The 18,582-nt window shown below is 64.8% G+C and carries 17 protein-coding genes and 1 pseudogene; 13 read left to right on the top strand and 5 right to left on the bottom strand.

Annotated elements, in window-relative coordinates; genetic code table 11:
• Window positions 1-16 precede the first annotated feature (16 nt).
• Genes IVB48_RS09540 through IVB48_RS09530 form a run of 3 tightly spaced genes read left to right on the top strand, consistent with a single transcriptional unit; the run spans window position 17 to window position 4,105 of the window.
• The gene (locus IVB48_RS09540) at window positions 17-2,221 is read left to right on the top strand and encodes an amylo-alpha-1,6-glucosidase (RefSeq protein ID WP_247399643.1); all 2,205 of its coding nucleotides are present in this window, start codon (window positions 17-19) and stop codon (window positions 2,219-2,221) included.
• A gap of 22 nt (window positions 2,222-2,243) precedes the next feature.
• Complete coding sequence (locus tag IVB48_RS09535; RefSeq protein ID WP_247399642.1) at window positions 2,244-2,768, top strand: PRC-barrel domain-containing protein; 525 nt, start codon at window positions 2,244-2,246, stop codon at window positions 2,766-2,768.
• Between the two features lie 23 nt (window positions 2,769-2,791).
• Window positions 2,792-4,105, top strand: a complete 1,314-nt coding sequence (locus IVB48_RS09530; protein WP_247399641.1) for an MFS transporter — start codon at window positions 2,792-2,794, stop codon at window positions 4,103-4,105.
• 38 nt (window positions 4,106-4,143) lie between these two features.
• On the opposite strand, the gene IVB48_RS09525 is transcribed toward IVB48_RS09530, so the two are convergent.
• The 4 genes from IVB48_RS09525 to fixL form a co-directional block, all read right to left on the bottom strand.
• Window positions 4,144-4,845, bottom strand: a complete 702-nt coding sequence (locus tag IVB48_RS09525; protein ID WP_007594028.1) for a helix-turn-helix domain-containing protein — start codon at window positions 4,843-4,845, stop codon at window positions 4,144-4,146.
• 84 nt (window positions 4,846-4,929) lie between these two features.
• Window positions 4,930-5,370 (bottom strand): response regulator, encoded by a 441-nt coding sequence (locus tag IVB48_RS09520; RefSeq protein WP_247288463.1) that lies wholly within the window; start codon window positions 5,368-5,370, stop codon window positions 4,930-4,932.
• A 58-nt stretch (window positions 5,371-5,428) separates the two neighbouring features.
• Window positions 5,429-6,046 (bottom strand): response regulator FixJ, encoded by a 618-nt coding sequence (fixJ, locus tag IVB48_RS09515; RefSeq protein WP_247288464.1) that lies wholly within the window; start codon window positions 6,044-6,046, stop codon window positions 5,429-5,431.
• A 3-nt stretch (window positions 6,047-6,049) separates the two neighbouring features.
• A complete protein-coding gene (gene fixL / locus IVB48_RS09510; RefSeq protein WP_247288465.1) occupies window positions 6,050-7,567 on the bottom strand; it encodes a sensor protein FixL in 1,518 nt (505 codons plus the stop codon).
• A 204-nt stretch (window positions 7,568-7,771) separates the two neighbouring features.
• On the opposite strand from fixL, the gene IVB48_RS09505 reads away from it, so the two are divergent.
• From IVB48_RS09505 to ccoS, 10 genes are all read left to right on the top strand, one after another.
• Complete coding sequence (locus IVB48_RS09505; protein WP_247399640.1) at window positions 7,772-8,605, top strand: universal stress protein; 834 nt, start codon at window positions 7,772-7,774, stop codon at window positions 8,603-8,605.
• A gap of 38 nt (window positions 8,606-8,643) precedes the next feature.
• A complete protein-coding gene (locus IVB48_RS09500) occupies window positions 8,644-9,069 on the top strand; it encodes a CBS domain-containing protein (protein WP_247399639.1) in 426 nt (141 codons plus the stop codon).
• A gap of 321 nt (window positions 9,070-9,390) precedes the next feature.
• Window positions 9,391-11,040 carry a cytochrome-c oxidase, cbb3-type subunit I gene (ccoN, locus tag IVB48_RS09495; RefSeq protein ID WP_007607681.1) on the top strand — a complete coding sequence of 550 codons (1,650 nt, stop codon included), beginning with the start codon at window positions 9,391-9,393 and terminating at the stop codon, window positions 11,038-11,040.
• A 10-nt stretch (window positions 11,041-11,050) separates the two neighbouring features.
• Entirely contained in the window at window positions 11,051-11,785 is a 735-nt protein-coding gene (ccoO, locus tag IVB48_RS09490; RefSeq protein WP_007594017.1) for a cytochrome-c oxidase, cbb3-type subunit II, read from the top strand.
• Window positions 11,786-11,798: 13 nt separating this feature from the next.
• Window positions 11,799-11,963: a CcoQ/FixQ family Cbb3-type cytochrome c oxidase assembly chaperone gene (locus tag IVB48_RS09485; protein WP_007594016.1), complete on the top strand. Its 165-nt coding sequence runs from the start codon at window positions 11,799-11,801 to the stop codon at window positions 11,961-11,963.
• A 6-nt stretch (window positions 11,964-11,969) separates the two neighbouring features.
• Window positions 11,970-12,845 (top strand): cytochrome-c oxidase, cbb3-type subunit III, encoded by an 876-nt coding sequence (gene ccoP, locus IVB48_RS09480; protein WP_027568802.1) that lies wholly within the window; start codon window positions 11,970-11,972, stop codon window positions 12,843-12,845.
• 111 nt (window positions 12,846-12,956) lie between these two features.
• Window positions 12,957-14,423, top strand: coding sequence for a cytochrome c oxidase accessory protein CcoG (gene ccoG / locus IVB48_RS09475; RefSeq protein ID WP_247360058.1), 1,467 nt, complete (start codon window positions 12,957-12,959; stop codon window positions 14,421-14,423).
• Between the two features lie 15 nt (window positions 14,424-14,438).
• Window positions 14,439-14,924 carry a FixH family protein gene (locus IVB48_RS09470; RefSeq protein WP_247399638.1) on the top strand — a complete coding sequence of 162 codons (486 nt, stop codon included), beginning with the start codon at window positions 14,439-14,441 and terminating at the stop codon, window positions 14,922-14,924.
• An 11-nt stretch (window positions 14,925-14,935) separates the two neighbouring features.
• A complete protein-coding gene (locus IVB48_RS09465; protein ID WP_247399637.1) occupies window positions 14,936-17,128 on the top strand; it encodes a cation-translocating P-type ATPase in 2,193 nt (730 codons plus the stop codon).
• On the top strand, window positions 17,128-17,295 hold the full coding sequence (gene ccoS / locus IVB48_RS09460; protein ID WP_007607689.1) for a cbb3-type cytochrome oxidase assembly protein CcoS: 168 nt from the start codon (window positions 17,128-17,130) through the stop codon (window positions 17,293-17,295). Before IVB48_RS09465 ends, ccoS begins: the two co-directional genes overlap by 1 nt.
• On the opposite strand, the pseudogene IVB48_RS09455 reads toward ccoS, so the two are convergent.
• A pseudogene (locus tag IVB48_RS09455) lies at window positions 17,292-18,493 on the bottom strand (MFS transporter). The gene ccoS and the pseudogene IVB48_RS09455 overlap by 4 nt on opposite strands.
• Window positions 18,494-18,582: the final 89 nt, after the last annotated feature.

Genomic DNA, 18,582 nt, shown 5'->3' with positions numbered 1-18,582 from the left:
CGCAGGGGAGCTGCTGATGTCGGCTGAAGCCGTTACCCAATTCGTCTCCGTGACGCGGACCGTGGACCAGGTCGCGGAGCAGCCTTTCTATATTCCGATGACGGGACCGTCGGCGCGGCCGCGGCGTTCGCTCAAGCACGACGACACCTTTATCGTGCTCGACAGCCATGGCGACATCGGCGCTTCGGCCGGCGGGCCCGATGGGCTGTTTCATCACGACACGCGCTACCTCGCGAGGCTCGAGCTCGTGCTCGACGATCTCCAGCCGTTGCTGCTGGGCTCGAACCTGCGCGACGACAATTCCGCCCTGACCGTCGATCTCACCAATCCGGACATCTACCGGCAGGGCAGCCTCGTGCTGCAAAAGGATCTGCTGCACATCGTGCGCACGATCTTCCTGTGGCGCGGCACCGCTTATCAGCGCATCGGCGTGCAGAACCACGGCGACCGCCCGGCCGGCTTCGCGCTGACGCTGCTGTTCGACAACGATTTCGCCGATCTGTTCGAAGTCCGCGGCGAGCGGCGCCCGCGCCGCGGCATCGGCTCGAGCCGGCTGTTGGGACCAACCGACGTGCTGTTCGACTACCGCGGTCTCGATGACGCCGAGCGCACCACGGGCCTGCATTTCGACCCGCGCCCGACGAAGCTGTCGGTGAATGCCGCGACCTGGCAGCTCGAACTCGACCCTCACGAGTCGAAATCCCTGTTCGTGGCCGTGTCCTGCAATCGGCCGATCGCGGAGAAGCCGGAGCGCTTTTTCCAGAGTTTGCTCGCCCATCGCCGCGAGATGCGGCAATCGACGATGGGTGCCACCAGCATCGAGACCTCCAACAACATCTTCAATGAGGTGCTGTGCCAGGCCATGGCCGACCTCAACATGTTGATGACGGAGACGCCGCAGGGCCGCTATCCCTATGCGGGCATTCCCTGGTACTCGACGACGTTCGGCCGCGACGGGCTGATCACCGCGCTGCAGATGCTGTGGGTCGATCCGCGGATCGCCAAGGGCGTGCTGCGGCGGCTCGCCCATTTCCAGGCCAAGGCGGTCGATCCGCTCGCCGATGCCGCGCCGGGCAAGATCCTGCACGAGATGCGCGGCGGCGAGATGGCGGCGCTGCGCGAGGTACCGTTCGCGCAATATTACGGCAGCGTCGATTCCACGGCCTTGTTCGTCCTGCTGGCGGGAAGCTATTTCGAGCGCACCGGCGACGAGACGACGTTGACCGAGCTGTGGCCGGCCATCGAGGCGGGGTTGGCCTGGATCGACGGCCCCGGTGACCCCGACAAGGACGGCTTCGTCGAATATCAGCGCGCTACGGAAAAGGGCCTCGCCAACCAGGGCTGGAAGGATTCCTACGACGCGATCTTCCATGCCGATGGCCAGCTTGCGGAAGGCAATCTCGCGCTGGCCGAGGTGCAAGGTTACGTCTTTGCCGCCAAGCGGCTCGCCGCGCGCTGCGCGCTCCGGCTCGGCAAGCCCGATCTCGCCAAGAAGCTCGAGGCCGAGGCCAAGACGCTGGCCGAGCGTTTCGAGGCCGCGTTCTGGTGCGAGGAGCTCGGCACCTATGCGCTTGCACTCGACGGCAAGAAGCGGCCCTGCAAGGTGCGGACCTCCAACGCCGGCCAGGTCCTGTTCAGCGGCATGATCCGCGAGGACCGCGCGCGCCTCGTCGCCGCCGATTTGATGCGGCCGCATTTCTTCTCGGGCTGGGGCATCCGCACCGTCGCTGTCGGCGAGGTGCGTTACAACCCGATGTCCTATCATGACGGGTCGATCTGGCCGCACGACAATGCGCTGATCGCGCTCGGGCTCGCGCGCTACGGGCTCAAGCATTCGGTCGCGCATGTCTTCAAGGGACTGTTCGACGCCGCGACCTACATGGACCTGCGCCGGTTGCCCGAATTGTTCTGCGGCTTCCGGCGCGAAAAGCGGCGCGGCCCGACGCTCTATCCGGTCGCCTGCGCGCCGCAGGCCTGGGCCAGTGCAACGGCGTTCACGCTATTGGAGGCGGCGCTGGGCATCGAGTTCGACGTGGCGCGCGGCGAGATCCGGCTGCGCAATCCGCATCTGCCGGCGTTTCTGCATGAGGTGATCTTGCGCGATCTGCGTCTTGGCGAGTCCAGCGTGGACCTGCGCGTCAGCCGCCATGGCGACGACGTGGCGCTGGAGGTGTTGCGCACGCGTGGCCAGATTCAGGTCTCGATCGTGCTGGCGCGCTAGCGGCGCGCCGGAAGGAGGGTGCATGCGTACCGCCGGATGGTTGGCCTTGGGCGTCATGATGGTCGGCGGAATGACGCTCGCCGTGTCACGTGCCGCGGAGGAGTCGCCTGCCCCCGCGACTGAAGCGAATGCACCGCCGCCGACGGTGCAGCCGCCGGCGTCATCGGTCCCCGTCACGCCAAAGAATGCCGCGCCACCGCCATCGGTCACGATCATCGGCGCGAGCGATGCGCACGGTGTGCTTGGCCGTGACGTGCTCAGCGCGGCGAACGAGGACATGGGCCGCATCGTCGACGTCATCGTCGATCGGAGCGGGCACGTGCGCGCTGCCGTGATCGATTTCGGCGGCTTCCTCGGCGTCGGCAGCCGCAAGATCGTGGTGGACTGGAACGCGATGCGGTTCGGCAAGATCGTCAACAGGAAGGACAGCATCACGCTGGAATTGACCAAGGCACAGGTCGCAGCCGCGCCAGAATACAAGGAGGACACGCCGATGGTGGTGCTCGGCGCGTCCGGCAGCCTGCAGCCGCTGCAAGCTGTTCAGTGAGGCGCGGGGAGGGATGGCCGCCGGTGCTGTTGTCGAGGAAGTCGAATCATGCGGATCGCGAGGGCCGCGTTGAGCAGGATAACGTCTCGGCGCCGTCGCCGGCCGGCATTCCGGCGCCGTCGCGCCAGAGCCTGCGCGGCCTCGACTGGTTCATCTTCTTCCTCGCCGACGTGCAGACCGGGTTCGGGCCGTTCATCGCGGTCTATCTGACGACCCAGAAATGGACCCAGGTCGAGATCGGCCTCGTGCTGTCGATCGGGGGCATCGTTGCCCTGATCGGCCAGATGCCAGGCGGCGCCATCATCGATGCCGCGAAATCCGAGCGGCTGGTCGCCGGCCTCGCGATCGCCACCATCGGCTGCTGCGCGCTCGCCTATGCGGCGATGCCGATCTTCCCCGTGGTGGTGGCTGCGGCCACCTTGCATGCGGCAGCGAGCTGCGTGCTCGGTCCGGCGATCGCGGCGATCAGCCTCGGTCTGGTCGGCCCGCTCGCGATCGGCGAGCGTCTCGGCCGCAATGCGCGATTTGCTTCGCTTGGTAACGGCGTTGCGGCCGCGGTGATGGGAACGGCCGGCTATCTGCTGTCGAGCCGCTCGGTATTCCTGGTGACCTTCCTTCTCGCAATCCCCACTTTGATCGCGCTCTCTCGCATCCGCGAGCACGAGGTCGACATCGCGCGCTGTCACGGCGAGATGCCGCGCGAGGCGGAGGATCGCGGCGACACCAATATCTGGCATCTGATCCGGCAGCGGCCGCTCGTTGTCTTCGCGGTCAGCGTGCTCTTGTTACAGCTCGCGAACGCGTCGATGATGCCGCTGATGGCAAGCGCGGTGACGGCGCGATCGAGCGAGTGGGCGACGGTGCTCGTCGCTTTTTGCATCGTCGTGCCGCAGGCGATCGTGGCACTGCTGTCGCCGAGCGTCGGGCGGAAGGCGCAAGCATGGGGTCGCAGGCCGCTACTGCTGATCGGATTCGCGGCGCTGACGATTCGCGGTCTACTGTTCGCGACCGTGCGCGATCCGTATCTGCTGGTGCTCGTGCAGGTGTTCGACGGCCTCACCGCGGCGGTGTTCGCGGTGATGATCCCGCTGATCGTGGCCGACGTCGCCTTCGGCAGCGGCCATTTCAACCTTGCGCAGGGCATCGTCGGCACGGCCATGGGCATCGGCGCGTCGCTGAGCACCGCGCTCGGCGGCTATGTCAGCGATAAATTCGGCAATGCCATGGCGTTCACCGGACTGTCCGGCGTCGCGGCGACGGGACTTCTGCTCATTCTGCTTGTGATGCCGGAGACGCGGCGCAAGGGCATGATCGCAGCAAAAGAAATGGCCGGCTGAATCAATCAGCCGGCCATGAGGGGGTGGGCGAGGGGAGATCAGGCGTCCAGATTGTGCAGGCGTGCCCGGTTGCGCAACACGATCTGCCGGGCGCCGGAGAAGCCGAGAATGCCCTGGGCGTGAAGCTGCGACAGCGCGCGCGAGACGGTCTCGAGCGTGAGACCGAGATAGTCGCCGATGTCGCGGCGGCACATCGGCAGCGCCATCATGCCGGCAACCGCGAGGCGGCGGTCCATTTCGAGCAGGAAGGTTGCGACGCGCTCCATCGCGGTCTTGCGGCCCAGCAGCAGCATGTGGTCTTCGGCATGGCGAAGCTCACCAGCGGTCATGGCCCAGAGCTTGCGGGCGACCTGGACGTCGGTGGCTGCGGCCTTCTCGAGGCTCGCGCGCTTCACGAGGCGCACCGTGGTGTCGATGATGGCTTCAGCAGCGAGGCGATGGGTGGTGCCGGATTCTAGGCCGAACACGTCGCCGGGAAGGTGGAAGGAGCCGATCTGGCGACGGCCGTCGGAGAGAAGCTTGTAGCTGCGCACGGCGCCGGTGACGACCTGATAGACGTACTCGGCCGGCTCGTCCTCGCCATAGATCTCCTCTTCCTTGCGGTAGGAGAACTCGGTGGCAACGAGGCCGACATGGCCAGCGATCGCACCGAACTGGTCGGAGACGGGATGGCCCGGGGCGATCTTGCTGCCGTTGATCTGGGTCTTGATCGCCTGGGTGTTGATCGTCTGCGTCAGCATCTGCGCCATCTCCGTTGTGATGACGCTTTGGTACGCGGTATCGGGTGCCTCGAAAATTTCGCGAGATATCTTAAGGGGGGTGCCTTACGTAGAATCCCGTAGGTCAGCGTGGACCCGGTTCTGGATGGCGTGGCGAATGCGTTTGATCAGGTTTTCGTCCAGAAGCGGCTTCAGAATCACTTCATTCACGCCTGCGGCCGCCGCCCGGGCCGAGATATTCGAGTCGGGATAGCCGGTGATCAGGATCACCGGGGTGTCGCCCTCGGACTGGCGCAGTCGCCCGGCCAGCTCGATGCCGTTGATGTCGGGCATCTTGTAGTCGATCAGGTAACAGTCTGCACCGGACGGGCTCGCCGCATTGAGCAGCGCCGTGGCATTCCTGAAGGTCCGCACGGCAAAACCGTCGGTTTCCAACAGGAAGCGCAGGGAGCCCAGCACGGCGGCGTCGTCGTCCACCACATAGACGGTTAATTTCGCGGGTGACGACATCGGGAGCCGCTCAGGATGGGAGCTGATCGCAATCATTCCGATCTGGTAGCACAGGGCGGGCGGACGGTTTTGACTTGCCTCAATCCTGGTGACTTCAATCGTTGAGCATTCCGGCCCGCATTGCCAGCCGCACCAGTTCCGACAGGCTGTTGGCCTGCATCTTGGTCATCACATTGGCCCGGTAGACCTCGATGGTGCGTGGGCTGATGTCGTACTCGCGGGCGATCAGCTTGTTGGAGAGGCCCGCGATCAGCCCCTCCATGACCTGGCGTTCCCTGGGGCTCAGGGAAGCGACGCGAGCGGCGACATCCTGGGCGATGGCGTCGTTCTTGGCCGCCGGCTCGCCCTCGCGGATCGCTGATTCGATCATGGCGACGAGGCGGTCATCTTCGAACGGCTTTTCCAGGAAATCCATGGCACCGAGCTTCATCGCCTCGACCGCGAGCGGCACGTCGCCATGGCCGGTCATGATCAGGATTGGAAACCGGCTGCGCTGCGCCTTGAGGCGCTTGAGAAGCTCGATCCCGTCGATGCCGGGCATGCGCACGTCGGAGACGACGCAACCGAAGGCGAGGCCGGGCAGGGCGTCGAGAAAACCCTGCGCGTTGTCGAACAGTGTGACGCCGAAGCCAGCCGAATCCAGCAGGAAATTCAGCGAATCCCGCATCGCCTCGTCGTCGTCAATGACGTAGATGATTCCCTTGGTCGTCATGGATCAGTTCTCGTCGGCTGCCGGCAACGTGAAGCGGAATGTCGCTCCACCCGATGCGTTGCTCTCGGCCCACATCCGGCCGCCGTGAGCCTCGATGATCGAGCGGCTGATGGATAGTCCCACGCCCATGCCGGTGTCCTTGGTGGTGAAAAAAGTCTGAAACAGGTTCGGCATGACGTCGTCCTGGAAGCCGGAGCCGGAATCGGAGACCTCGATCTCGATCATGTCGTCGGCGACGCGGGTGTTGGTGACGACGAGCTCGCGCCGAGGCGACTGCGCCATCGCTTCCAGCGCGTTGCGGAAGAGGTTGACCAGCACCTGCTGGATTTGCACCCGGTCGGCGAGCACGAGATCGGCATTGGGATTGAGGCTGAAGCGAAGCTGCACGTCCTGCTCGCGCGCGCCTGCCAGCCCGAGGGCGCCGGCCTCTTCGATCAGCTTGGACAGGCTCTCGATCCTTTTCTCCGATTCGCCGCGGGAGACGAAGTCGCGCAAGCGGCGGATGATCTGGCCGGCGCGCAGTGCCTGCTCGGCGGCGCGGTCCAGCGCGCTCTCGATCTTCGGCGTATTCGGATCCTGGCTTCCGGCGAGCAGCCGCCGCGACCCCTTCATGTAGTTGCTGATCGCTGCCAGCGGCTGGTTGAGCTCGTGAGCGAGCGCGGACGCCATTTCGCCCATCGCGCTCAGCCGCGAGACGTGGACAAGTTCGGACTGCAGTTCCTGGAGCCGCGCCTGGGTTTTCTGATGCTCGGTAAGATCGCGGACGAAACCGGTAAAATAGGGCTCGCCGCCCGACTGCATCTCGCCGATCGACAGGTGCATCGGAAAGGTCGTGCCGTCGCGGCGCTTGCCGGTCACGATCCGGCCGATGCCGATGATGTGCGGGTCGCCGGTGGTGCGGTAGCGCGCGATGTAGCCGTCGTGACGTGAGCTGTCGGGCTCCGGCATCAGGATGCGGACGTTCTGGCCGATCGCCTCCGACTCGACCCAGCCGAACAGGCGCTCGGCCGCCGTGCTGAAGAACTGGATGATGCCGTGGCCGTCGATGACGATCATGGCGTCGGGAATCGTCTGGAGAATCGAGCGGAGGTGACTCTCGCGGGTGCGCAGGGTCTCCTCGACCTGCTTTTCCTCATCGACGTCAAGAAAGATGCCGCTGAGATGTCGGGCGGCGCCGGCGTCGTCCCGAATTAGCCCCGCGCGGGCGCGGATCCACTGCGCTCTGCCCGACGCCCCCGTGACCCTGAACGACACGTCGAAGCTGCCGCCCCGTTCGGAGACGCGCCGGATCGCACTCTCGATCCGCTCGCGGTCGTTCGGCTCCAGCCGGGACAGGAACAGCGCGTAACTCACCGATTGGCCGGATTCGATTCCGAACAGGATTCTGGCCGTCTCCGACCACTCCAATTCCAGTGTCTTGAGATCGAGATCCCAGGTCCCGACGCCAAATCCCTCGATTCGAACGCGGAAATGTTCGCCCCGGCCGTCATCTTGCGGATGAATCACACGGGTCGGCGCCACACGATCACTCCCATTCTGATGCGGGGAACCGCACAGCGTTGCCGTCGGCAATGTACCCAAGGAGGGGCCAGAGGCAAGTTCCGATGTCTTATACCATTGGCAGATTTCGGGCGCGCGCGGTGATCCAAGGTTTTGATCTATCTCATCCTGCCAGCCGGCGGCCGGCTTACGATCGGATCAAAGCTCATTGCCCCGGAGACTCCGATGACATACGCGACCGTGATGGTCAGCCTGGCGCTCGATCAGCCCAACGAGGCGCGGCTTCAGGTCGCGGGCGAGCTTGCCGAACGATTTGAGGCGTCGATCATCGGCGTTGCTGCGGCGCAGTTCGCGCCGCCGCTCTACTTCAGCGATGGCGCCGCAGCGCAGGGACTGATCGATGAGGGAGAAGCCTCGGTCAAGCGACGCCTGGGCGAGCTCGAGGCGCAATTCCGCGCCGCGATCAGGAATCGCGGCGGACATGTGGAATGGCGCAGCGCCATGGATTTCCCGGCGCGCTTTACGTTCACCCAGGCGCGTTGCGCCGACATCGTCGTTACCGGCGGGCAGAGCCCGGCCTTCTCCGACGCCTTCGCGCTCGCGAGCCCAAAGGATCTGGTGATGCAAGCCGGCCGGCCGATCCTGGTCGTGCCTGACGGCGTCAACTGGCTCGACCTGCGCAGCGTCCTGGTGGCGTGGAAGGATACGCCGGAAGCCCGGCGGGCGCTGGCCGATGCACTGCCGATCCTGCGCAAGGCCAGGGATGTCACCGTCCTTGCAATTCCCGAAGGCGACGACGATCGCCCCGCCGCGGTCGCTGGCGTGACCGACGTGACAGCGTGGCTTGCCCGCCATGGCGTGACCGCGATCGCGCGCGTTTCCGAAGCGGCCCGCAACGAAACTGTCGCCGGGCAACTGGAGAAGATTGCCGGCGATGTCGGCGCCAGCCTGATCGTCGCCGGTGCCTACGGTCATTCGCGCTTCCGCGAGCTGATCCTCGGCGGCGTCACCCAATATCTGGTCACTCAATCTGCCCGCTGTGTGCTGCTGTCGCACTGACGCGGGAGCGGTGCAAGACGAATCAAAGAGGACGCGCCGTGTACAGATTCCTTGAGCAGACCGTCGACGGCTACATGACGCACGACGTCAGGACGGTGAGGCGCGACCTCGACCTGCTCGCGCTCAGCGAGATGTTCGAACGCGACGATTTCAATTCCTATCCGGTCGAGGACGACGGGCAGGTCGTCGGCATCGTCACCAAGTTCGACATCCTGAAGTGCTTCGCCTTCACGCCGAGCCAGATGTTGCCGCGCTACCACGACCTGATGAGCCGCAAAATCGGCGACGTCATGACGCCCGACTTTATCTATGTCAGCCGCGACACGCGGCTGACGCGCGTGCTCCAGATCATGGTCGAGCACCGCATCAGGAGCATCATCGTGCTCGACGGAGCGCAGAAGCTGGTCGGAATCATCGCCCGCGAGGACGTCATCGCGGCGCTCAAGGCGACGGCACGCGAGTGACGTTTCCCCTTCTCCCCTTGTGGGAGAAGGTGGCATAGGCGGCCTTCGGCCGCCGTTCTTAAGAACGCCGAAGCGAAGCTTCGGCTATGGCGCCGGAGAGGGCTCTCTTTCCTCGGACAGACTTTTGCCGAGGAGGCGACCCCTCACCCAAGTGAGTCCGCGGCACGGTCCTCGCCGCCCTCTCCCGCAAGGGGAGAGGGCACATCAACTGGCGGTGGCGCAACTCTCACATTAACAGAAATCCACATAGCTTGATTTCAATCAATTCCCCGCGAGGATGAATGTGGTTTCTGGCCCTGTGTTCTTTCAGAGAGAATCCGCATGAGCCAGCCCTCCATCTCCAAGTCCATGACGTCAGGTGAAAGCGGCCTGGCTGTCGTGTTCGCGGTCACCGCCTTCCTCTGCGTGATTGCCTCGGCCAAGGCGCTCGATGCGCCCTTCGCCTTCCACGCCGCGCTGAGCGCGGCAGCGAGCCTCGCCGCGGTCTTCTGCATCATCAACCGCTACCTCGACCGGCCGGCGGCGCTGCCGCCTGCGGAGATCAATGGGCGCCCCAATTACAACATGGGGCCCATCAAGTTCTCCTCCGTCATGGCGATGTTCTGGGGCATTGCCGGCTTTCTCGTCGGCCTCATCATCGCCTCGCAACTGGCGTGGCCGGCGCTGAACTTCGATCTGCCCTGGACCAGCTTCGGGCGCCTGCGTCCGCTGCACACGTCCGCAGTGATCTTCGCCTTTGGCGGCAACGTCCTGATCGCGACCTCCTTCTACGTCGTGCAGAAGAGCTGCCGCGTTCGCCTTGCAGGCGATCTCGCGCCCTGGTTCGTCGTCGTAGGCTACAACTTCTTCATCCTGATCGCCGGCACGGGCTATCTGCTCGGCGTCACCCAATCGAAGGAATATGCCGAGCCGGAATGGTACGCCGATCTGTGGCTGACCATCGTCTGGGTCACCTATCTGCTGGTCTTCCTTGCCACGATCATCAAGCGCAAGGAGCCGCACATCTTCGTCGCGAACTGGTTCTATCTCGCCTTCATCGTGACGATTGCGGTCTTGCATCTCGGCAACAACCCGGCGCTGCCGGTCTCGGTGTTCGGCTCGAAATCCTACATCGCCTGGGGCGGCATCCAGGATGCCATGTTCCAGTGGTGGTACGGCCACAACGCGGTCGGCTTCTTCCTGACCGCCGGCTTCCTCGCCATCATGTACTACTTCATCCCGAAGCGGGCCGAGCGGCCGATTTACTCCTACCGTCTCTCGATCATCCACTTCTGGGCGCTGATCTTCCTCTACATCTGGGCCGGCCCGCACCATCTGCACTACACGGCGCTGCCGGACTGGACCCAGACGCTCGGCATGACCTTCTCCATCATGCTGTGGATGCCCTCCTGGGGCGGCATGATCAACGGCCTGATGACGCTGTCGGGCGCCTGGGACAAGCTGCGCACCGATCCCGTGCTGCGCATGCTCGTGGTCTCCGTCGCCTTTTACGGCATGTCGACCTTCGAAGGCCCGATGATGTCGATCAAGGTGGTCAACTCGCTCAGCCACTACACCGACTGGACCATCGGCCACGTGCACTCCGGCGCGCTCGGTTGGGTCGGCTTCGTCTCCTTTGGCGCGCTCTACTGCCTCGTGCCCTGGATCTGGAATCGCAAGGGCCTCTACAGCCTCAAGCTCGTCAACTGGCACTTCTGGATCGCGACGCTCGGCATCGTCCTCTACATCTCGGCGATGTGGGTGTCCGGCATCCTCCAGGGCCTGATGTGGCGCGCTTACACCTCGCTCGGCTTCCTCGAATATTCCTTCATCGAGACCGTCGAGGCGATGCATCCCTTCTACATCATCCGCGCTGCCGGCGGCGGGCTGTTCCTGATCGGCGCGTTGATCATGGCCTATAATCTCTGGATGACGGTTCGCGTCGGCGAACAGGAAGTCCAGATGCCCGTCGCTCTCCAGCCGGCGGAATGAGGAGTTTTCCATGTCGTTCTGGACACGCCACCAAATCTTCGAAAAGAACTCGATCATCCTGATCGTCGGCATCCTGCTGGTGATCGCGATCGGGGGGCTCGTCGAGATCACCCCGCTGTTCTACCTCAAGAGCACGATCGAGGCGGTCGACGGGATCCGGCCGTATACGCCGCTGGAGCTCGCCGGGCGCAACGTCTACATTCGCGAGGGCTGCTATCTCTGCCATTCGCAGATGATCCGGCCCTTGCGCGACGAGGTCGAGCGCTACGGCCATTTCTCGCTGGCCGCCGAGAGCATGTACGACCATCCGTTCCAGTGGGGCTCGAAGCGCACCGGTCCCGATCTTGCCCGCGTCGGCGCCAAATATTCCGACGACTGGCACGTCACTCATCTGACCAACCCGCGCGCAATCGTGCCGCAGTCGGTAATGCCCGGCTATCCGTTCCTCAGCCAGACCGAGGTCGATCCGGACACGATCGCCGACCACATGCGCACGCTGCGGACCGTCGGCACGCCCTACACCGACGACCAGATCGCCAATGCGGGCGCCGACATGAAGGCCCAGGCCGATCCTGACAATGCAGGCTCCGACGCTTTCACCAAGCGCTACGCCAAGGCCGTGGTGCGCAACTTCGACGGCAAGGCCGGCACGCCGACCGAGATGGACGCGCTGATCGCGTATCTCCAGATGCTCGGCACGCTGGTCGACTTCAAGATCTACAACGAGAAAGCCAATCTTCGCTGAGAAGGCACCAACGATGAAAGCCATCCTGACCCTCGACAATCTCGCGTCCGGTCTCGTGACCACGATCTGGACGCCGGTGTTCGTCGCGATCTTTGTCGCGATCATCGCCTACGCATTCTGGCCCCGTAACAAGGCAGCTTTCGACGAAGCGGCACACCTGCCGTTGCGGGAGGAGTAAGAGATCATGACCGATCATCATAGCGACATCGATCCCGTCTCCGGCAGGTCCACGACCGGACATGAGTGGGACGGCATCAAGGAGCTCAACACGCCGCTGCCGCGCTGGTGGGTGATCAGCTTCTACCTCACCATCGTCTGGTCGATCGGCTACTGGATCGTGTATCCGGCCTGGCCGCTGATCTCCAGCAATACCACCGGCCTGTTCGGCTACTCGACACGCGCCGACGTCGCGGTCGAGCTCGCCAATCTCGAGAAGATCCGCGGGGCCAAGATGGTTGCGCTGGGCGCGGCCTCACTCGCCGACATCGAGAAGGATCCAGCCCTGCTGGCGCTCGCGCGAGCCAAGGGCAAGACCGTGTTCGGCGACAATTGCGCGCCGTGCCATGGCTCAGGCGGCGCCGGCGCCAAGGGCTATCCGAACCTCAACGACGACGACTGGCTGTGGGGCGGATCGCTCGACCAGATCATGCAGACCATCCAGTTCGGCGCACGTTCCGGTCACGCCAAGGGGCACGAAGGCCAGATGCTCGCCTTCGGCAAGGACGGCGTGCTGAAGCCGGACGAGATCGTCACGGCCGCCAATTATGTTCGGGCACTGTCGGGCCTTCCGACTCGCAAGGGCTATGACGCGGCCAAGGGCGAGAAGATCTTCACGGAGAATTGCGTCGCCTGCCATGGCGACGGCGGCAAGGGCAACCCGGAGATGGGCGCTCCCAACCTGACCGACAAGATTTGGCTCTATGGTTCGGACGAGGCGTCGCTGATCGAGACCATCAGCCAGGGCCGCGCGGGCGTGATGCCGGCCTGGGAAGGGCGGCTCGATCCCGCCACCATCAAGGCAATGGCAGTTTACGTCCACTCGCTGGGCGGCGGAAAATAGCCAATCCGGCACAGGCGGGGGCGAATAAAAAAAGCCCCCGCTTGCGCTGGATCAACTGACGCGGCGGCGTCGGGTCTAGGTTTTATCGCACCTCTCGAAAAGCTCCAGGCGATGAACAGGACCGTGAACCCAAAAGAGCTCCCATTAGACGATGACAACGGGCCGCTCTATGTGGCCCAGAAGAAAGTCTATCCCCAGAGCATCTCCGGCACCTTCCGCCGGATCAAATGGGGCCTGATGGCGTTCTGCCTCGGCGTCTATTATTTCCTGCCGTTCGTGCGCTGGAACCGCGGCCTCGGTGCTCCGAGCCAGGCGGTGCTGATCGATCTTCCCAACAGTCGCTTTTATTTCTTCTTCATCGAGCTGTGGCCGCAGGAGGTCTACTACTTCACCGGCCTGCTGATCGTCGCCGCGGTGGCACTATTCCTGATGAACTCGATCGGCGGCCGCATCTGGTGCGGTTATCTCTGTCCGCAGACGGTGTGGACCGACCTGTTCTATGCGGTCGAGCGCCTGATCGAGGGCGACCGGCGCGAGCGGATGAAGAAGGACAAATCGTCCGACCCGATGAAGCTGGAGCGCATCTCCGAGATCGTGCTCAAGCATTCGATCTGGCTTTTGATTGGGTGGTGGACCGGTGGCGCCTGGGTGCTCTATTTCAACGACGCACCGACGCTGGTTAGGGAACTCGTCACCTTCCAGGCGCCGATGATCGCCTATATCTGGATCGGCATTCTCACCGCGACGACTTACGTGCTCGCCGGCTTCATGCGCGAGCAGGTCTGCACCTATATGTGTCCGTGGCCGCGGATCCAGGCCGCGCTCACCGACGAATGGGCGCTCAACGTGACCTATCGTTACGATCGCGGCGAGAAGCGTACGTCGGTGAAGAAGGCAGCTGAGCTGCGCGCGCTCGGCGAGCATGTCGGCGACTGCGTCGACTGCTATCAATGCGTCGCCGTGTGCCCGACCGGCATCGACATCCGCAATGGGCCGCAGCTCGAATGCATCCAGTGCGGGCTCTGCATCGACGCTTGCGACAACGTGATGACGAAAATCGGCCGGCCGAAGCGGCTGATCGGCTATGACAACGACGTCAACATCCAGCGCCGCCAGGAAGGCAAGGCGCCGGTCTACCGCATTGTCCGGGCTCGCACCGTCGCCTACAGCGCGATCATCGCGGCGGTCGGCGGCATCATGATCTATACGCTTGCGACCCGCAGCCTGCTCGACATCAACGTGCTGCACGACCGCAACCCGGTCGCTGTCAGGCTCAGCGACGGATCGATCCGCAACGCCTACACGGTGCGGCTGCTCAACAAGAGCGGCTACGACCGGGTCATCGCGATCGACGCGAACGGTCCCGTCAATGCGACGATCCATGTCATCGGGATCGATTCAGTGACGCAGGACCGGCCGATGATCGTGGTTCCGCGCGACTCCACCAGCGAGCTGCGGGTGCTCGTGACCGCGCCGGTGGAGGGCAATCCGGAAAAGTCGATCCCGGTTCGCTTTCACGTCACCGATATCGGCCTCGGCGAAGTCGCCAGCGCCACCGACAATTTCGTCGCGCCCTAGGATCAGGAGTTCGCCATGGCAACCAAGCCGCTGACCGGAACCAAGGTGTTTCTGATGCTGGTCGCCTTCTTCGGCGTCGTGATCGGCGTCAACGCGACCATGATGAAGCTCGCGATCGCGACGCTGCCAGGGACAGACGTCGACAGCCCCTATGCCGCGGGCCTTACCTATGACCGCGAAATTTCGGCGGCGCAGGACCAGGCTGCGCGAAAATGGAAGGTCAACGCCCATGTCGAGCGCCGCGCCGATGGCGGCGCCGTGCTTCAGGTCGAGGCGCGCGATGCGAGCGGACAGCCGATCGCCGGACTGAAATTCGGCGGCCGCCTGGAGCGGCCGACCGACAAGCGCGCCGATCTCGCCGTCGAGCTCCCGGAGGCCGGCATCGGGCTCTATCGCGGCAATGCCGCATCGGTCGCGCCGGGCCAGTGGGATCTGGTGATCGAGGGCGAGGCGCGGGGAACGCGCGTGTTCATGTCGCGCAACCGCGTGATCCTGAACTGAAGGATTTTCTCATGCACGTCTCGCGGGACTTTTCGCATTACGTCCGGACTGCGGCCGAGGGCGTCCAGCACATCGACCTCGCGGTCGAGGGCGTTCACTGCGCCGGCTGCATGGCCAAGATCGAGCGCGGTCTGTCCGCGATTCCCGACGTCACGCTGGCACGCGTGAACCTCACCGATCGGCGCGTTGCCCTGGAATGGAAGGCGGGCACGCTCGATCCGGGCCGCTTCATCGATCGCCTCGAGGAGCTCGGCTACAAGGCCTATCCTTACGAAACCGAGAGCGCGGAGGCGACCGAGGTCGCCGAATCGCGCTTCCTGCTGCGCTGCCTCGGCGTCGCCGCGTTCGCCACCATGAACGTGATGATGCTGTCGATCCCGGTGTGGTCCGGCAACGTCTCGGACATGCTGCCGGAACAGCGCGATTTCTTCCACTGGCTGTCGGCGCTGATCGCATTGCCGGCGGCGGCCTATGCCGGCCAGCCGTTCTTCCGCTCGGCCTGGCGTGCGCTGTCGGCCAGGACCACCAACATGGACGTGCCGATCTCGATCGGCGTGACGCTGGCGCTCGGCATGTCCGTGGTCGAGACTATCAATCACGCCGAGCACGCCTATTTCGACGCGGCGATCATGCTGCTCACGTTCCTCCTGGTCGGTCGCTTCCTCGACCAGAACATGCGGCGGCGGACCCGCGCGGTCGCCGGCAATCTCGCTGCGCTCAAGGCGGAGACCGCGGCCAAGTTCGTCGGGCCCGACGAGATATCCCAAGTGCCGGTGGCCGCGATCTATCCCGGCGACATCGTGCTGCTGCGCCCCGGCGAGCGCTGCGCGGTCGACGGCACCGTGATCGAGGGCCGTTCCGAGATCGACCAGAGCCTGATCACCGGCGAGACGCTCTATGTCACCGCCGAACAGGGCACGCCGGTCTATGCGGGATCGATGAACATCTCAGGGACCTTGCGGGTGCGGGTCTCTGCGGCCTCGGAGGCGACGCTGCTTGCCGAGATCACGCGGCTGCTCGACAATGCGCTGCAGGCGCGCTCGCGCTACATGCGGCTCGCCGACCGCGCCTCGCGTCTCTACGCGCCGGTGGTGCATGCCACCGCGCTCGTCACCATCCTCGGCTGGGTCATCGCGGGCGCCGGCTGGCATGATGCGATCGTGACCGGCGTGGCGGTGCTGATCATTACCTGTCCCTGCGCGCTCGGGCTCGCCATTCCAACGGTGCAGACGGTGGCTTCGGGCGCGATGTTCAAGGCGGGTGTGCTGCTGAATTCCGGCGATGCCATCGAGCGTCTCGCGGAAGCCGATCACGTCATCTTCGACAAGACCGGCACGCTGACGCTGCCCGATCTCGAAGTGATGAATGCGGCCGATATCCCCGCTGATATCTTCGAGCTTGCCGGGCGGCTTGCGCTGTCGAGCCATCATCCGGTCGCCGCTGCGGTCGCGCAGGCCTCCGACGCCAGATCGCCGATCGTTAGCGCGGTCGAGGAGGCCGGCCAGGGCGTGCGTGCTGTGGTCGATGGCATCGAGATTCGCCTCGGCCGTCCGTCCTTCTGCGGCGCCGAGACGCTGGTCTCCGACGTGACACATCTCGATCCCGAAGCCTCCGTCGTGGCTTTCAGCAAGGGCAGCGAAAAATTCATCCTCTCCGTGCGCCAGGGCCTCCGTCCCGATGCGCAGGCTGTGATCGCGGCGCTGAAGGCGCGCAATATCGGCATCGAGATTCTCTCCGGCGACCGTGAACCGGCGGTGATCGCGGCGGCCCACGCGCTGGGCATCTCGGAATGGCGGGCCGGTGTGACCCCGGCCGACAAGATCGTGCGGATCGAGGTCTTGAAGCAGCGGGGCATGAAGGTCCTGATGGTCGGCGACGGCATGAACGATGCGCCGTCGCTGGCGGCAGCGCACGTCTCGATGTCGCCGATCTCGGCCGCGCATTTGAGCCAGGCGACCGCCGATCTCGTCTTCCTCGGCCGACCGCTGGCCCCGGTCGTCGCCGCCATCGACGCGTCGAGCAAGGCGCTGCACCTGATGCGGCAGAATCTCTGGCTTGCGATCGGCTACAATGTCCTCGCGGTGCCGGTCGCGATCAGCGGCGTCGTGACTCCCCTGATCGCGGCTGCCGCCATGAGTGGATCGTCGATCCTGGTGATGCTGAATTCGTTGCGTGCGCGCAGCGCCTCGCGGGAGATCGTGTGATGGAGATCCTCGTCATCCTGGTGCCGCTGGCGCTGATGCTCGGTCTCGCCGGTCTCGTCGCCTTCCTCTGGTCGCTCCGGAGCGGCCAGTACGACGACCTCGACGGCGCAGCCTGGCGCGCCATCGCCGACGACGAGCCGCCGCAGGAGGCCCCGGCCAAGCGCTAGCGCTTCAAGGCGAGCGTCAGCAGGGCAGCCGCAGCAAGGGCAGCGCCGACACCGACGACGCACGCCTGCCAGCCGAACCCGTCGAACAGCCGGCCGAGCACGGCCGTCCCGACCAGGCCGCCGCAGAAGTAGCAGGCAAGATAGGTCCCGCTGGCGATGCCGCGGCTGTCGGTCGCCGCCTGTCCTACGAATCCTGTCGCAGCCGCTTGCGCGAAGAAGGTGCCGACGCCAACCAGGACCATGCCGGTGACGACTTCGCCCAGATGCGGGGCCAGCAGCAGCGGCAGGCCCAGCCCGGCGACGGCCAGCGAACCCCAGATCGTCGGCCGCGCTCCCAGCCGCGTGGCCACCTTGCCGGCCAGCAAGGTCGTGACGACCGACGGCAGGAAGACGAAATAGACAAGGCCAAGGTCCATCATGCCGAGCGAGAGCGGCGGCTGGACCAGCACAAAATTCACGAAGGTGAAGATGCCGATGAAGGCGAACAGGATGCAAAATCCGATGCCGAAGGCCGCGCGCAACTGCGGATTGCGCCAGTGCGCGATCGTGGCGGCGAGGGGAGATCCCGCAGGCATCATCGCGTGCATCGGCCGCACGCGCCCGATGGTGAAATAGACCAGCACTGCGCCGGCCAGATTGAGGGCTGCGAAGAAATAAAAATTCCAGGCGAGGCCCAAGCCGTCGGCGACCGCCGCCGAGATCAGCCGGCCGACCAGGTTGCTGGCGACATTGCCGGTGATGTAGGCGGCAAAGGCGCCGCCGGCATCCATCGTGCTGCATTGTTCGCCGAGATAGGCGAGGGTTAGCGCGAAGGCGGATGCCATGCACAGGCCCTGCGCGATCCGCAAAGCGGTGAAAACCGCGAGATTTGGCGCGGTCGCCAGCAGGCTGGTGGGGACTGCCAGCAGCGCGAGGCTGAGCAGGATGCCGGTCCGCCGGTTGATGCGCGGCTGAAGAAGCCGACGACGAGGCTGGCTATCGCCATGCCGAAGGTGCTTGCATTGACGGCAAAGCCCATCGCCGCCGGTGTGACGCCGTAATGGCGCGTCAGCGAAGGCAGGATCGCCTGTGTCGCGAACAGGTCGACGACCGTGAGGAAGGCAGTGAGGCCGATCACGAGGGAGCGAAGCGCGAGACCTGGTGAATGCGCGTCCATCGTCATCGCGGTCGGTTTGATCGACGCGGAAAGATCGGTCATGGCAGGCCTCCCCTGTGATGAATGTGGAGCCCGCATGCGGGGCAGCATGGGGATCACGGGCGCCACATTCCGTCACGCGTGCGCTGGGG

Origin of the sequence: Bradyrhizobium sp. 76 (assembly GCF_023073025.1) — a bacterium.
Classification (GTDB): domain Bacteria; phylum Pseudomonadota; class Alphaproteobacteria; order Rhizobiales; family Xanthobacteraceae; genus Bradyrhizobium.
Note: the sequence above shows the minus strand (reverse complement) of the source record. Positions and strands in the feature narration are given on the sequence as shown.